General features: G+C 36.8%; 13 protein-coding genes. 2 read left to right on the top strand and 11 right to left on the bottom strand.

Going from position 1 to position 15,394, the window contains the following annotated elements:
• Positions 1-75: 75 nt before the first annotated feature.
• The 3 genes from mdh to citZ form a co-directional block, all read right to left on the bottom strand.
• Complete coding sequence (gene mdh / locus ACIQYS_RS01735) at positions 76-1,014, bottom strand: malate dehydrogenase (RefSeq protein ID WP_402973921.1); 939 nt, start codon at positions 1,012-1,014, stop codon at positions 76-78.
• A 76-nt stretch (positions 1,015-1,090) separates the two neighbouring features.
• Positions 1,091-2,356 carry an NADP-dependent isocitrate dehydrogenase gene (gene icd / locus ACIQYS_RS01740; protein ID WP_402973924.1) on the bottom strand — a complete coding sequence of 422 codons (1,266 nt, stop codon included), beginning with the start codon at positions 2,354-2,356 and terminating at the stop codon, positions 1,091-1,093.
• A 78-nt stretch (positions 2,357-2,434) separates the two neighbouring features.
• Positions 2,435-3,550 (bottom strand): citrate synthase, encoded by a 1,116-nt coding sequence (citZ, locus tag ACIQYS_RS01745; protein WP_402973927.1) that lies wholly within the window; start codon positions 3,548-3,550, stop codon positions 2,435-2,437.
• A gap of 197 nt (positions 3,551-3,747) precedes the next feature.
• On the opposite strand from citZ, the gene ACIQYS_RS01750 reads away from it, so the two are divergent.
• Entirely contained in the window at positions 3,748-4,716 is a 969-nt protein-coding gene (locus ACIQYS_RS01750; RefSeq protein WP_402973930.1) for an AI-2E family transporter, read from the top strand.
• Here ACIQYS_RS01750 and ACIQYS_RS01755 read toward each other — a convergent pair.
• The 8 genes from ACIQYS_RS01755 to ACIQYS_RS01790 form a co-directional block, all read right to left on the bottom strand.
• On the bottom strand, positions 4,694-5,086 hold the full coding sequence (locus ACIQYS_RS01755; protein ID WP_402973933.1) for an FxsA family protein: 393 nt from the start codon (positions 5,084-5,086) through the stop codon (positions 4,694-4,696). The genes ACIQYS_RS01750 and ACIQYS_RS01755 overlap by 23 nt on opposite strands.
• Positions 5,087-5,198: 112 nt before the next feature.
• The gene (gene pyk / locus ACIQYS_RS01760) at positions 5,199-6,959 is read right to left on the bottom strand and encodes a pyruvate kinase (RefSeq protein ID WP_402973936.1); all 1,761 of its coding nucleotides are present in this window, start codon (positions 6,957-6,959) and stop codon (positions 5,199-5,201) included.
• A 40-nt stretch (positions 6,960-6,999) separates the two neighbouring features.
• Positions 7,000-7,959: a 6-phosphofructokinase gene (pfkA, locus tag ACIQYS_RS01765; RefSeq protein WP_402973939.1), complete on the bottom strand. Its 960-nt coding sequence runs from the start codon at positions 7,957-7,959 to the stop codon at positions 7,000-7,002.
• Positions 7,960-8,379: 420 nt separating this feature from the next.
• Positions 8,380-9,333 (bottom strand): acetyl-CoA carboxylase carboxyl transferase subunit alpha, encoded by a 954-nt coding sequence (gene accA, locus ACIQYS_RS01770; RefSeq protein ID WP_402973941.1) that lies wholly within the window; start codon positions 9,331-9,333, stop codon positions 8,380-8,382.
• Positions 9,327-10,196: an acetyl-CoA carboxylase, carboxyltransferase subunit beta gene (accD, locus tag ACIQYS_RS01775; RefSeq protein ID WP_402973944.1), complete on the bottom strand. Its 870-nt coding sequence runs from the start codon at positions 10,194-10,196 to the stop codon at positions 9,327-9,329. The genes accA and accD overlap by 7 nt, the downstream gene beginning before the upstream one ends.
• Positions 10,197-10,838 carry a FadR/GntR family transcriptional regulator gene (locus ACIQYS_RS01780; protein ID WP_402973947.1) on the bottom strand — a complete coding sequence of 214 codons (642 nt, stop codon included), beginning with the start codon at positions 10,836-10,838 and terminating at the stop codon, positions 10,197-10,199. It abuts the gene before it with no gap.
• Between the two features lie 110 nt (positions 10,839-10,948).
• The gene (dnaE, locus tag ACIQYS_RS01785; RefSeq protein ID WP_402973950.1) at positions 10,949-14,008 is read right to left on the bottom strand and encodes a DNA polymerase III subunit alpha; all 3,060 of its coding nucleotides are present in this window, start codon (positions 14,006-14,008) and stop codon (positions 10,949-10,951) included.
• 15 nt (positions 14,009-14,023) lie between these two features.
• On the bottom strand, positions 14,024-14,953 hold the full coding sequence (locus ACIQYS_RS01790; protein ID WP_402973953.1) for a DHH family phosphoesterase: 930 nt from the start codon (positions 14,951-14,953) through the stop codon (positions 14,024-14,026).
• Positions 14,954-15,058: 105 nt separating this feature from the next.
• On the opposite strand from ACIQYS_RS01790, the gene ACIQYS_RS01795 reads away from it, so the two are divergent.
• Positions 15,059-15,367: a YtpI family protein gene (locus ACIQYS_RS01795; RefSeq protein ID WP_402973957.1), complete on the top strand. Its 309-nt coding sequence runs from the start codon at positions 15,059-15,061 to the stop codon at positions 15,365-15,367.
• Positions 15,368-15,394 lie beyond the last annotated feature (27 nt).

Genomic DNA, 15,394 nt, shown 5'->3' on the forward strand with positions numbered 1-15,394 from the left:
TAGCTATATCTATCTTAACAATAAGTACAAAAAAAATCGAGCGGGTTTCCCACACTCGATTAATAATATCACTAATTATCCTAAAACATTCATAACCGCTTTGACGGAATCAGCAGATTTACTTAGCAATCCTTTTTCTTCCTCTGTTAACTCAAGCTCAATAATTTTCTCGATACCACCTGCACCAAGCACAGTTGGAACACCAAGATAAATTCCGTCCATTCCATATTCACCTTCTAAATAAGCGATAGATGGTAACACACGTTTTTGGTCTTTCAGAATTGCTTCAGCCATTTCAACAAGTGATGCTGCTGGAGCATAGTAAGCAGAGCCGTTCCCTAGAAGGTTTACAATTTCAGCACCGCCTTTACGGGTACGGTCAACGATTTCTTCTAATCGAGCAGCATCTATTAGCTTCTCTAATGGAATACCACCAGCATAAGAATATCTTACTAATGGAACCATATCGTCTCCGTGTCCTCCAAGAACAAAACCTGTTATATCTTTAACAGATAAGTTTAGCTCCTGTGCCACAAATGTACGGAAACGAGCTGTATCAAGTACACCAGATTGACCGATTACACGTTCTTTTGGCAATCCAGATTCTTTATATACCGTATATGTCATGGCATCTACTGGATTGGTTAAAACGATGATTGTTGTATTTGGTGAATATTTTATGACTTCGTTTGTTACTGCTTTCATTACTTTTTGGTTTGTTTGAACTAAATCGTCACGGCTCATACCTGGTTTACGTGCGATACCAGCTGTAATAATGACAACATCCGAATCTTTTGTATCTTCATAATTCGAAGTACCAATAATGCTTGCATCAAAGCCTTGTACTGGACCTGCTTCTGCCATATCTAAAGCTTTTCCTTTTGTTGGGTTCTCCGCTTGAGGAATGTCTACAAGTACAATATCACCAAGTTCCTTTTGTGCAAGTAAGAATGCTGTTGTAGCACCAGTGAATCCGCCGCCGATAACTGAGATTTTATTTCTTTTCAATGTCATTAGAAAACTCTCCTTTTGTTCTTAAATAAAAGGAAGGGAAAATTCCCTTCCTTAAAAACCAAAATTCATTTTCAGATTACATGTTTTTGATTAATTCATCAGCGAACTCAGAGCATTTCACTTCTGTTGCTCCGTCCATTAGACGAGCAAAGTCATAAGTTACAACTTTAGAAGCAATAGATTTTTCCATGGAATCCATGATTAGTTTTGCAGCTTCATTCCAACCAAGATGTTCAAGCATTAATACACCTGAAAGGATTACAGAAGATGGGTTAACTTTATCAAGACCAGCATATTTTGGAGCTGTTCCGTGAGTTGCTTCGAAAATAGCATGTCCAGTTACGTAGTTAATGTTAGCTCCTGGAGCGATACCAATACCACCAACTTGAGCAGCTAAAGCATCAGAAATATAGTCTCCGTTTAAGTTCATCGTAGCAACTACATCGAACTCTTTTGGACGAGTTAAGATTTGTTGTAAGAAGATATCAGCGATTGAATCTTTTACTAAGATTTTTCCAGCTGCAAGTGCATCTGCTTGTGCTTTATCAGCAGCTTCTGTACCTTGTTCTTCTTTAATTTGATCGTATTGATTCCAAGTGAAAACTTTATCACCGAATTCTTGCTCCGCAACTTCATAACCCCAAGTTTTGAAAGCTCCTTCAGTGAACTTCATGATATTCCCTTTGTGAACAAGTGTTAAAGATTCGCGACCTTCTTTAATAATGTAGTTAAGTGCAGCGCGAACTAGACGTTTTGTACCTTCTTCAGAAACCGGTTTAATACCAATACCTGAAGTTTCAGGGAAACGGATTTTGTTAACACCCATTTCGTTTTGAAGGAAACTGATTAGTTTTTTCACTTCATCTGAACCTTTTGCATATTCAATACCTGCATAAATATCTTCTGTGTTTTCACGGAAAATAACCATGTCTGTATCTTCAGGACGTTTTACTGGTGAAGGAACTCCATTGAAATAACGAACTGGACGTAAGCATGTATATAGGTCAAGCTCTTGACGTAATGCTACGTTTAATGAGCGAATACCACCACCGATTGGTGTAGTTAGTGGCCCCTTAATAGCGATTAAATATTCTTTAATAACGTCTAAAGTTTCTTGTGGTAACCATTCGCCAGTTTTATCAAATGCTTTTTGACCAGCAAGAACTTCTTTCCATTCAATTTTCTTTTCACCGTTATATGCTTTTTCAACTGCTGCTTCTAAAACACGTGAAGCTGCTGCCCAAATGTCAGGACCAGTCCCGTCTCCTTCGATGAAAGGAATAATTGCTGTGTTTGGTACGTTTAGAACTCCGTTTTCTACAGTGATTTTACCAGTTGTCATTTTATCATTTCCTCCTACTATATCTATAATGCTATCAACTAAAAAGTTGTTAAAGCGTAAATTTTGGGAACAATAAGATTATCTTTCTTCGATAGGAATATATTTTTGCATACCGGGTCCTACATAATCTGCACGAGGACGGATTAAGCGGTTGTTAGCGTATTGTTCTAGAATATGTGCACTCCAACCAGACACACGTGAAACAGCAAAAATAGGTGTGAATAGATCATGGTCAATATTTAATGAATGATATACAGATGCAGAATAGAAATCTACGTTAGGTGGTAAATTCTTTTGTCCAGTAACGATTTCTTCAATACGAACCGACATATCATATAATTTTGACTCACCGCGAAGCGTAGTAAGTTTTTTAGACATTTCACGTAAATGTTTCGCTCGTGGATCCCCTTTACGATAAACACGGTGACCGAAGCCCATAATTTTCACTTTGTTCTCTAATTTTTCGTTTATATACTCGTCCACATTATCTAGTGAACCAATTTCTGTTAACATTTTCATTACTTGCTCATTTGCACCACCGTGAAGTGGACCTTTTAATGCACCAATAGCTGCTACAACACCTGAATACATATCGGATAGCGTAGCTACGCAAACACGTGCAGTAAATGTAGAAGCATTTAATTCATGATCTGCATGTAATACAAGCGCTTTGTCAAATGCTTCTATTTCGATTTCTTCTGGAAGTTTACCAGAAAGCATGTACAAGAAGTTTGCAGCATACCCTAAATCTGTTTTAGGTGCAATTGGTTCCAAGCCCTTACGAACACGAGAAAAGGCAGTTACCAATGTCGGAAGTTTTGCTTGTAATTGAATGGCTTTTAAGTAATTAGCCTCATCGGACATATCTTCTGCAGCGTCGTCATATAATGCTAGCATAGATACAGCTGTTCTTAGTGCGGACATTGGGTGAACTTTATCAATTGGATACGTTTTGAAATGATTTAAAACTTCTTGAGGAACTGCCATATTGTCAGCTAATTGTTGTTTTAGTTCTGCTAGCTCATCTGCTTTTGGAAGGCGTTTTTGCCATAGTAAATACACTACTTCTTCAAAACTTGCATTTGTTGCTAAATCGTCAATGTCATAGCCAACGTATGTAAGTGTGTCATCAATGATAGAACTGATGGCAGTCTCTGCAGCTACAACACCTTCTAAACCACGAGTTGTTGTCATTTCGAAATCTCCCCTTCTACAGTATAATAATTCGCCCCGCTTACCTTTTGAACGAAGAATCACCTGTATGTATTATGTACCTTTTAAGCCTTACAATCCTAGTATAATCATATTTGGCGATTTTGTGAATGAAAACGCTTAAAATTATTAAAAAATAATATTGGTTTTTCCTAATTTTTTGAAAAGATTGGATGAAAATGATTACTCTACAAATAAATAAGAAAGAAATTATGTCTCTTTGGTTGCCATTTGGAATAATTATACTAATTTCACTCGTTGCTTATCCTCTTTCTTTAGCTATTATATGTGGTTATTTTTTATATCCTATTACTAATTTCTTTTATAGAAATGTTAAACTTCCTGTTACTTTAAGTGTGCTGTTAACGGAAGCATGTATATTGTCTAGTTTTATATTATTTCTATTTGTTATAGTCCAAGCGCTCCTAGATCTTCTTCCACTAATGCACGAACATATTATGTTATTACCATTTGTTGAGTTGAAGCAACATCCCATTTTCATATTTTTTGAAGGAGAATTTCAACATTTATTAAACAAACTACTGAATGATCTGTTATTAAGCCTCACAAATTTACCTTCTTACTTTTTTGAAGTATTTTTATTTAGTATTGGTTTATTTTTTTCTTTACACGAATCGACGAAAGATCGACATTGGTTTCTCGTTTACTTTCCTAAAAAAGCAAGAGGTTTCTCTCAAAGAGCATTAAAAAAATCATCCGGTGTTATGAACAAATTTATATCTGTAGAGTTAAAACTATTTTTATTAACATTTGTGCTTTTATCGATAGGTTTCCAATTATTAGGCTTACATAACCCTGTAAAATATGCTTTTCTCGTATCGTTAGTAGATAGTATTCCTTTTTTAGGAACAGGTATTCTGTTAATGCCACTCAGTGTTTATTTTTTCTTAATGGATCAACGAATGGCCGGGATAATTGTTTTACTTCTATATATATTTGTTCAATTGACGAGACATATCGTAGAAAATGTACTTTGGTCCTCCTCTATGCAAATAAAGGCTGTCCACGTATTCTTTCTAAGCGCGGCAGCCATTTTAATCTTTGGGTTTATAGGGATATTGTTTAGCCCTTTTATTTATTTGATAGCAAATAAATGGGAGAGCCTTACGAAGACTTCATCACAATAACTTGACCTTTTTTCATTTTTTTACGAATCCAACGATATAGTAGAGGTTTAAATAAGTTCCGTGTAGGGGCGAATAAAAGCATAAAGCCGAGGATATCTGAAATAAAACCAGGTAAAATGACTAATATGGAACCAATAAAGAGTAAGATTCCATTGATCGCTGCTTCTCCTGGTGCTTGCGCGTTTTTAATATTATCCGAAACTTCCCGGAAAGCTCTTATTCCTTGTCTTTTTGCAAAATAAGCACCGATAATTCCGCTTGCAAATATTAAGAGAATCGTATTTCCAACTCCAATTGTTTTACCAGATAAAAGCAGGATATATAATTCTATTGCTGGAATCACAATGATCAAGCCAATAATCCATTTCATCTATTCACCTTCCTAGAATTAAGGGTTGTCCAAATATTAAGTAGATACTAAAAAAGTAGGGCGGAAATCATAAATTTCCCTCTACTTTTTTAGCTTTTCGATAATCCCTTATTTATATAATACTTGCGTGACCGTGATAAATAGCGCCACTATTTGCATCTATTGTTATTTCTTGTCCGTCTTTTATTAATTTGGTTGCATTTTCTACACCAACGATGACTGGAATTCCTAAACTTAGTCCTACAACTGCTGCATGACTAGTTAATCCGCCTTCTTCTGTAATAAGGCCTTTGCATTTTTCAATACTTGGAACCATCTCACGATCAGAACCAATTGTAACAATGATACTATTTGTTGTATCTTGTCCCGCTAGTTCTCTAGCATTATTCACAACAATTGCCTTACCAAATGCAGAAGTTTTTCCAATTCCTTGCCCTTTTGCAACTTTGTCCCCGATTACATGTACTTTCATTAAGTTTGTTGTGCCAGCTTCACCTACTGGAACTCCTGCGGTAATTACTACTAAATCCCCATGTGTTACATACTGATGAACGATACTTTCCTCAATTGCTGTTTCTAACACTTCATCCGTTGAAAAAGCTTTTTTCCCAACTATTGGGTACACGCCCCATACTAGTGTTAGCTTTCTAGACGGTAAATTTGACGAAGTTACTGCAATAATTGGCACTCCAGGTCTGAATTTAGCTATCATTTTAGCAGTATGACCGCTCTCTGTAGGGGCAATTACAGCTTTTACTTTTAAGTTAATCGCAGTATGTGCAACAGCTTGTCCAATTGCATCTGTCAAATTTACTTCACGTGCCTTACTTAACTTGGATACATGGGCACGATAATCTATTGCATTTTCCGTTCTTTTTGCAATTTTATCCATCGTTTGAACAGCTTCTACTGGATATGAACCTGCTGCCGTTTCACCCGAAAGCATAATAGCATCTGTTCCGTCTAAAATTGCATTGGCAACATCGCTAGCTTCTGCACGAGTTGGTCTTGGATTACGTTGCATGGAATCCAACATTTGCGTTGCTGTAATAACCGGTTTCCCTGCTTCATTACATTTTTTAATAAGACTTTTTTGCACTAAAGGAACTTCTTCTGCTGGAATTTCTACACCAAGATCTCCCCTTGCAACCATTAAACCGTCTGAAACTTGGATAATCTCATCAATGTTGTCTACGCCTTCTTGGTTTTCAATTTTCGGGATAATTTGAATATGAGAGCCATTATTATTTTCGAGTAGCTCTCTAATTTCTAGTACATCTTTCGCTCGGCGAACAAAAGAAGCTGCGATGAAATCTACGTCTTGTTCAATTCCAAAAAGAATATCTTTCGCATCTTTCTCTGTAATCCCTGGCAATTGTACAGAAACTCCTGGCACATTTACGCCTTTATTATTTTTTAACGTCCCAGCATTTTGGACAAACGTGGAAATAATGCCATCTGTCATATTAATATTCGTGACGATTAGCTCGATTAATCCATCGTCCAGTAAAATAATAGAACCTTTTTGTACATCTTCTATTAGTTTTTCATATGTAATAGAAAAACGTTTAGTATTGCCTAAAACTTCTGTCATGGAAATTTCAATTGTTTGACCAGACGCAAGTTCGATTGCGTCATTTTCCATTTTGTGTGTACGAATTTCAGGTCCTTTTGTATCTAATAAAACACCTACAATTTTCCCGACTTTTTTAGACACTTCTCTTATTGTTTTAATCCTTGCAGCATGTTCTTCATGGCTTCCGTGTGAAAAATTTAATCTAGCTACATTCATCCCAGCCTCGATTAACTTTTCTAACATTTCTTCTGATTCACTTGCAGGTCCAATTGTACAAACAATTTTTGTTTTTCTCATCGTCCAATTCCTTTCTATGTAAAAGAATTATTTTTTCATCTTAGATAGATAGTTCTTTCGATAATTGATACATATTCTTATCGAATATTTCGTTTTTCTCAAATGCTTCATTCATATCATAGTCTACCACTTGATGATTCTGTATGCCAACAGCTCGTCCTCCGGAACCAGCTATTAATACCTCAACCGCTCTTGCACCGAACATACTTGCAAGTACTCGGTCACGACCTGTCGGAGAACCACCACGCTGAATATGACCTAAAACGGAAACACGCGTTTCAATATTTGCCTGCTCCATTAGTTTAGCGGCAAATTCTGATCCACTCATGACTCCTTCCGCAACGATAATAATACTATGTTTTTTGCCGCGAGAAGTACCACTTTTTAAACGTTCCACTACTTCTTCCATATTCATATTCACTTCTGGAATAATAATTGTCTCTGCTCCACCTGCTAAACCAGCCCACAAAGCCAAATCTCCGGCATCTCTCCCCATTACTTCTACAATAAATGTTCGGTCATGAGAAGTGGCAGTATCGCGAATTTTATCGATACAATCGATTATCGTGTTAAGTGCTGTATCGAAACCGAGCGTATAATCTGTTCCAGGAATATCATTATCAATTGTTCCAGGTATTCCAACACAAGGAAAACCGTTTTTCGTTAACGTCATAGAACCACGATAAGAACCATCACCACCGATAATAACAAGACCTTCAATACCGTTTTCTTTTAATTGCTCTATCGCTTTTTGTTGCCCTTCTTCTGTTCGAAATTCTGGACATCTCGCAGAGAAAAGCTTCGTTCCACCTCTTTGAATAATATCTCCAACAGAACCTAAATTTAGTAATTCCATATTTCCATCGATTAAGCCTTGATACCCGTGAAAGATTCCCACTACTTCGAGTCCCTCGTAAATTGCTTTTCTTACTACAGCACGTATTGCAGCATTCATCCCCGGTGCGTCCCCACCACTCGTTAATACACCTATACGCTTCACAATGGTTCCTCCAAACTTTAATATTTGATCACAGCTGTTGATTATCATCCATTTCCCGTTTTCTAGTAGTTTTCGCCTACCCTAAGGATAATGCGTCTTAAAAGCTTTATCAAGTGACCGCTGCGATTTCCGCTGCAGGCGGACGGCTTCCTCCGGGTGAGCAATTAGCGCCATCAGCGCACGTGTAGCGTCGGTGAAGATTCATCGCTCACCCCGCGGAAAGCGTCCGCCCTGCGCGGAAATCTTAGCGGTAAATTCTTTCAGACACATAATCTCTACATATCGAACAACAACCTAAAACTGCAAACCATAACCTTGTTATGCAATAGAATAAGATAGATAATCAACAGACGTGATATTTAATAAGTTCATCTTAACATGAATGAGCTCAAAAAAAATGCGTCAATATAGACGCATTTTTTACTCGGTGAATTCTCCAATATTTTTAAACTTATTATAACGATTATCTATTAATTCTTCTGCAGAAAGCTTGGAAAGCTCACGTAAAGAGTTTATAAGAACATCTTTCATATACGTTGCTTGTGCTTTTGAATCTCTATGGGCACCGCCGTATACTTCGCGAATAACTCCATCAATAATATTCATTTTTTTCAAATCGGGTGCAGTAATTTTCATCGCTTCCGCTGCTTGCTTTGCGAGTGATGCATCTTTCCATAAAATTGATGCTGCTCCTTCTGGTGAAATAACCGAATAAGTGGAATTCTCCAACATATGAATGTGATTGGCAACTCCAAGTGCAAGCGCACCACCACTTCCACCTTCTCCAATGACAACACTAATAACCGGTACTTTTAAACCAGCCATTTCTACTAGATTTCTAGCAATCGCTTCACTTTGACCGCGTTCTTCCGCAGCTTTACCTGGATAAGCCCCTTTTGTATCGATAAAACAAATAACCGGACGATTAAATTTTTCCGCTTGCTTCATTAAACGTAATGCTTTTCGATATCCTTCCGGATGTGGCATTCCGAAATTACGCTTAATATTTTCTTTCGTGTCAACCCCACGCTGATGACCAATAATCGTAATTGGTTTACCATCAAATAATGCAATTCCACCTATAATGGCTGCATCGTCCCCGTATAGACGATCTCCGTGTAGCTCGATGAAATCTGTAAATAGTAGTTGAATATAATCTCTTGTCGTCGGACGACTTGGATGACGAGCTACTTGCACACGATCCCAAGGTTCCATATTTTCATAAATTTCTTGTTCTAATTTGTGTAATCTTTTTTCGAGATTTTCTATTTCTGCAGTCATATCGACTTCAGCATTTACTGTATACTCTTTTAACTCTTCTATTTTAGCTTGTAACTGAACAACTGGTTCTTCAAACGGCAATGTTTTTACCATGTAGAAACCTCCTTACTCATATGCATTTGGACAAGTGTTGCTACTTTTTCACGCATATCTTTTCGATGAATTACTGCATCTAACTGACCATGTTCCATTAAAAACTCCGCTGTTTGAAAATCTTCCGGAAGTTTTTCCCGTACTGTTTGTTCAATTACTCGTCGACCTGCAAATCCGATCAATGCTTTTGGTTCTGCAATATTAATATCACCAACCGACGCAAAACTAGCCGATACACCGCCTGTCGTTGGATGCGTTAAAATGGATATATATAAAAGACCATGATCACTATGTCTTCTTAAAGCTACTGAAGTTTTAGCCATTTGCATTAAAGATAATACGCCCTCTTGCATTCTAGCTCCACCACTAGCGGTGTAAATAATAAATGGAACTCGAAGCTCTGTTGCTTTTTCAATAGCTCTCGTAATTTTCTCTCCTACTACGGAGCCCATAGAGCCCATTCTAAAATGTGAATCCATAATCGCTACAACTATCTTTTGACCTTCTAATTGGCCCATACCAGTAAGTACCGCTTCGTTTAAACCAGTTTTCTTTGCATCTGATTTAATTTTTTCTGTATAGCTAGGGAAATTTAATGGATTTACTGTTTCTAAATGGTCATCCATTGGTTCGAATGTATTTTCGTCTAAAAAGATTTCCACCCGTTCATACGCTGTCATTTTCATATGATGGTCACAAGTAGGACAGACTTTTAAATTTTTCATCAAGTCCTTTGTGAAGACGTTTTTTCTACATTCCGGACATTTCATCATAATTCCTTCTGGTACATCGTTTTTAGCTTTTTCAGTTGGTATTGTTGCATATTTCTTTTTTTGATTTTTTCTAAATATATCTCGAATCATTTAATTTTCTCCCCTATTCATTAACCATTTCCACTCATTGTAATAGGATATTGCTTGTTGCTCATTCCCGACTTTTAAATTGTCCAAAAGCAGTTTCCAAGCTGTTTTCTCTTCAACCTCCATAAAACTACTATATGGTTCTCCTGCAAACTGTTTTAATAGAAACCATATTTTCAAGGCTAATCTATTATTAGATATAATAATAATTTCTCGGATAATGTCTTCTTGAAGCATTTCTTCTTGCAATTTATCTAAAAAAGCGTCCCAAATCGATTGTTTTTGAAGTTGTTCGGTCTGGCATATTGTCCGAATTGCCTCTTTTTCTAATGCATGCATCGTTGTATGCACATCTTTTTTGGATGTAGCATCCTGTAATATAAAAGTAGATAATAATTCCACTAACTGATGTTTACGAAAATCAGAAAGAAAAGTTCCTTCTCCTCGTCGTGTTTCTATTATTCCAAGTAATTCTAAACTTCTAAGTGCCTCCCTTACCGTTGAGCGTCCTACTTGTAAACGTTCAGCAAGTTCTCTTTCGGATGGTAGTTTGCCACCTACTGGAATGTTTTCATCATGAATGAGTTGTCTTAGTTGTTTCACTATTTCTAAAAACATTTTTCTCGAGTTATTATTTGGATTCATCCAATCCTCACTCTTCCATTAATTACAAAGTGGTCTGACCACTCATAGTTATTAGCATACAAAAAAATGAAGAAAACGTAAAGAAAAAACTGTACTAGATGCGTACAGTTTTATTGCGAAACTAGTTTTCCTATTATTTGAGTTCTACCATTGCGATGCTCTGATTTACCTTCCACTACAATGATAGCATGTTCTTCTAATAAGAAATTGTACTTTGCATAATCCTCTGGAAATAAGGTGATAGATATACTTCCCGTTTCATCTTGTATCGTGACAAATGCCATCGATTCTCCTTTTTTCGTTCGAATTTTTTTTATGTCCTGTATTAATCCGACTACAGTTACTTTCCAATCTTTCGAAGATTGTACGACATCCCAAATATTCGCTACTTTCTGAGGCATATTCTTTTTCTTTAATACCGTCGGATGTTCTGAAAAGTATTGACCTAGTACCTCTCTTTCAAACTGAAGTTTTACCATTAATGGCAATTCGTCCGTTCGAATATATTTTGACTTTCCAAAATGGGTGACATTTCCTTCAAATAAGTCGGTATCTTCTGTTGGACTAACAAGCTCCGCATATTTCACAGCAGCATCAAGCGTTGCAAGTAAAGTGGACCGCGCTTCCCCGAATTGATCGAGTGCTCCTGCTTTTATAAGTGGTTCGATATTTTTCCTAGTAAAATGGATTGCTGATAAATCAGCAGCTAGATCAAAAAGGTCCTCCCACTTCCTTGCTTCATTTCTTCGTTGGTGCAATAATTTTTGGATAAATGCATGCGAAACACCTTTAATAGCTTGCAAACCAAATCTCACCCCACCATCTTCTGCTGTAAAAAAAGCTTGGCTATTAAAAATGGAAGGCGGAAGTATTGGAATTCCTTTTTGTTTCATTTCCATTACTAGTTGATTAATCTTTTCTTGGTTACCAGTTGCTGTGCTAAGTAACGCACAATAAAAAGGTACAGGAAAATGTGCTTTTAAAAAGGCCATCTGATACGAGATGACACTGTATGCTACAGCATGGCTTTTTGGAAAACCATAGTCGGCAAAGCGAACGATTAAATCATAAACAGCAGAAGCTACCTGTTCGGAATGACCCAGTTGTAGTGCTTTTTGTACAAAATGCGTTCTTTCTTTTTGCAATATATCTCGATTTTTTTTACTCACAGCCCGCCTTAGTAAATCCGCTTCTCCAAAAGTAAAGCCTGCCATTTGGGAGGCGATTTGCATAATTTGTTCTTGATAGACGATTATGCCATACGTTTCTTGTAGGATTGGCTGTAAAACAGGATGTTCGTATGTCACTTGCAGTTGTCCTAATTTTCGCTTTGCATAGAGTGGGATACTCTCCATCGGACCTGGTCTATAAAGGGCATTTACGGCTACAATATCTTCGAACTTTGTCGGGTGTATTTGTTTTAATGCTTGCCGCATTCCTGCTGATTCCAGTTGGAAGACACCTGTTGTATCTCCGTTTTGTAATAGCTGAAAAGTATGCGTATCATCCATAGGAATCGTAGATAGTGTGAATGAGTGGCCCTGATTTTTATGGATAATCTTTAAAATTCGTTCAATAATTGTTAAGTTTCTTAATCCAAGAAAATCCATTTTTAATAGACCGACCTGCTCTACCTCTTTCATCGGCCATTGCGTTAAAAATAGACCATCGTGACCCATTTGGATTGGGACAACGTCTACTAAGGGGATCGGTGATAACACAACTCCAGCAGCATGCGTAGATGCATTTCGAGGTAATCCTTCTAGAGCAAGCGCAACTTGAAACCATTTTTTTCGTATTTCTTCTGTTTGTATAAACTCGCGTAGCTTTTGTGATTGTGCATACGCTTCTTTCAATGTGATACCGTTTTTGTTTGGGATAAAGGAAGAAATAGCTTCTAATGTAGAAGATTCAAAACCAAAAATTCTAGCAACTTCCCTCGCTACTGCCTTTGCGGATAATGTACCAAACGTAATAATTTGTGAAACATAGTTTTTCCCGTATTTTTCAGCAACATATCGAATAACTTCCATTCTTCTCGAATCTGCAAAGTCAATATCAATATCAGGCATTGTTATTCGTTCCGGATTTAAAAATCGTTCGAACAAAAGCCCATATCGGAGCGGGTCCACATCCGTTATAAAAAGAGAATAGGCGACAAGTGAACTTGCGGATGAACCTCGACCTGGACCAGTTAAAATACCTGCTCTTTTAGCAAATTTCATAAAATCTTGCACGATTAGAAAATAGTCTTCGTAATTCATTTCACTAATAATTTGAAGTTCATAATGAAGCCGTTCTTTATATTTCTGCGTCACTTCATCTAAACGAATGTTTAATCCTTCTTCACAAAGTGCTCGTAAATAATCTTTTGGGCTTCCCTGATCAGGCAAAGGAAATTTCGGCATAATATGCGCCTGTCTATCGAAATCAATATGGCATCTATCTAACATTGTCTTCGTATTTTCTAACCATTCTGGAACGTCCGAATACCATTCTGTCCACTCTTTCGTTGTCAACACATGATACGAATCCTCCGTAGGTTTTAACCGATTACGATCGGCCATTTTTAATGATTGATCCATAGCGTTTAATACTTCAAATGCAAATGCATCTTCTTTTTGTACATAGCGACTCATATGAAAGATAGTCATTTTAATGGTGGATTGCTTCGATGCTTCTATTATTTCGTCTTCGAAATCTTGCTTTGCTCCGTTTGTTCGCACTACCCCAATATACAAATTTGTATTTCCAAATAAGTCATTTAGCTCCATTAATGCTTCTTGAGAATACTTCTTATCTCCTTTATAAACTGCAATAATGCCATCTTTATAAGCTGAGAGCCATTTCTTTGGAAGTTCTGCTAATTCTCTCGTTTCTAAGCCACTTGAAATTTTCAATAGATTTTCATAACCTTTATTATTTTCCGCGTAAATCACGATTGGCACACACTTTTCGTCTAATTGGACATTGATCGATAGTCCGATAACCGGATGAATATGATGTTTTTTCATTTCATGCCAAAAAGGCATTATGCCATACAAAGTACTGTTTGTAATGGCGACTGCCTTTGCATGATTGCTTTTTAGCTTTTCAATAAGTGGCTCCAATTGAATTGTACTTTTCAGCATATCCGCTGATGTCACAATTTGTGGATATACTGTTTCCATATAACACACCTCAATTTACAGCTTTTTTAGATCTTCAATTACTAAGTCAGCTTCTTCCCAAGTTTGTACGGAAGCACCGGAAGCAAGAGGATGACCTCCACCACCATATTTCTTCGCAATTGTATTAATAACAGGACCTTTTGATCGCAAGCGAACTCGAATGGTATCTGTGTCTTCTATGAAAAATACCCAACACTTCATCCCTTTCACATCTGCTAACACACTCACTAATAAGGAAGCTTCTGAATCGGATACATTGTATTCTTTTAACAATTCTTGCGTTAGTTTCACATACCCAACGCCATTGTCATCCATTTCAAAGTTTGCATAAATATATCCTTTTAACTGTAATAAGTTTCTTTCTACTTCATACATTCCATTAAATAGTTCTGTACGATCAAACCCGTATGATAATAAATGACCCGCAAATTTCATCGTTTGCTCTGTCGTACTTTGGAACATGAATCGACCAGTATCTCCAACAATTCCGGCATAAAGAAGTCTTGCAACTGTTGCGTCCATTTTCCAGTTTTTATAGTCTTTAGCTTCTACAAATAGCTCACAGATTAATTCGCTTACAGAGCTTGCATTTGTATCAACCCAAAGTAAGTCACCGTATGCATCATCATTCGGATGATGATCGATTTTTATAAGAAAACTTCCTAGTTTATAGCGTTCGTCATCGATTCTTTCTGTATTTGCTGTATCCGTAACAATGATTAATGCATCTGTAAAATCTTCATCCATCACTGTGTTAGGACGAGCAAGAAAGTCTAACGTGTGTTCATGTTTTCCTGTTGCTAATACTTTTTTGTCCGGATAGTTTAAAGAGATTAACTCTTTCAGTCCAATTTGGGATCCATAAGCATCTGGATCTGGTCTCACATGTCTGTGAATAATAATTTTGTCGAAGCGTTCGATTATGTCGATGATTTGTCTTTTCATTTTATTTCTCCTCAGTTAGTCAAGTTTACCATTCGCATTTTTTGAAATTTACTATTACAATGATAGAAGGATATGATGGAAGTTTCAATTTTATGGAGGTTCATAATGATTCTTAATGGAATATTAATATGTGCAATAGTTATCTCATTTGTTTGGTATTTCTATTTTAAAACGAAGCAGTTGCGGACGAATTTGCCGATTCGAAAAAAATGGTTTGCCGCAAAAGCGTCTGTATGCCTTGGTGCATTTGTATTTTTCTTTGGTATTAACTTTCTATTTCTTTACCAATCCTCTGTTACATATGCTGTTACTGGATTGTTTGTATTACTTGGTGGTTATTTTATGTATCACAATTATAAAGCGAGCAAACATTACGGACAGTTTGTTCAAGAGGAACTGACGTTAAATCAATAAGTACTAGAATGATGCAGCCTTAGCAGC

This window comes from Psychrobacillus sp. NPDC096426, from assembly GCF_044762745.1.
Lineage (GTDB): Bacteria > Bacillota > Bacilli > Bacillales_A > Planococcaceae > Psychrobacillus.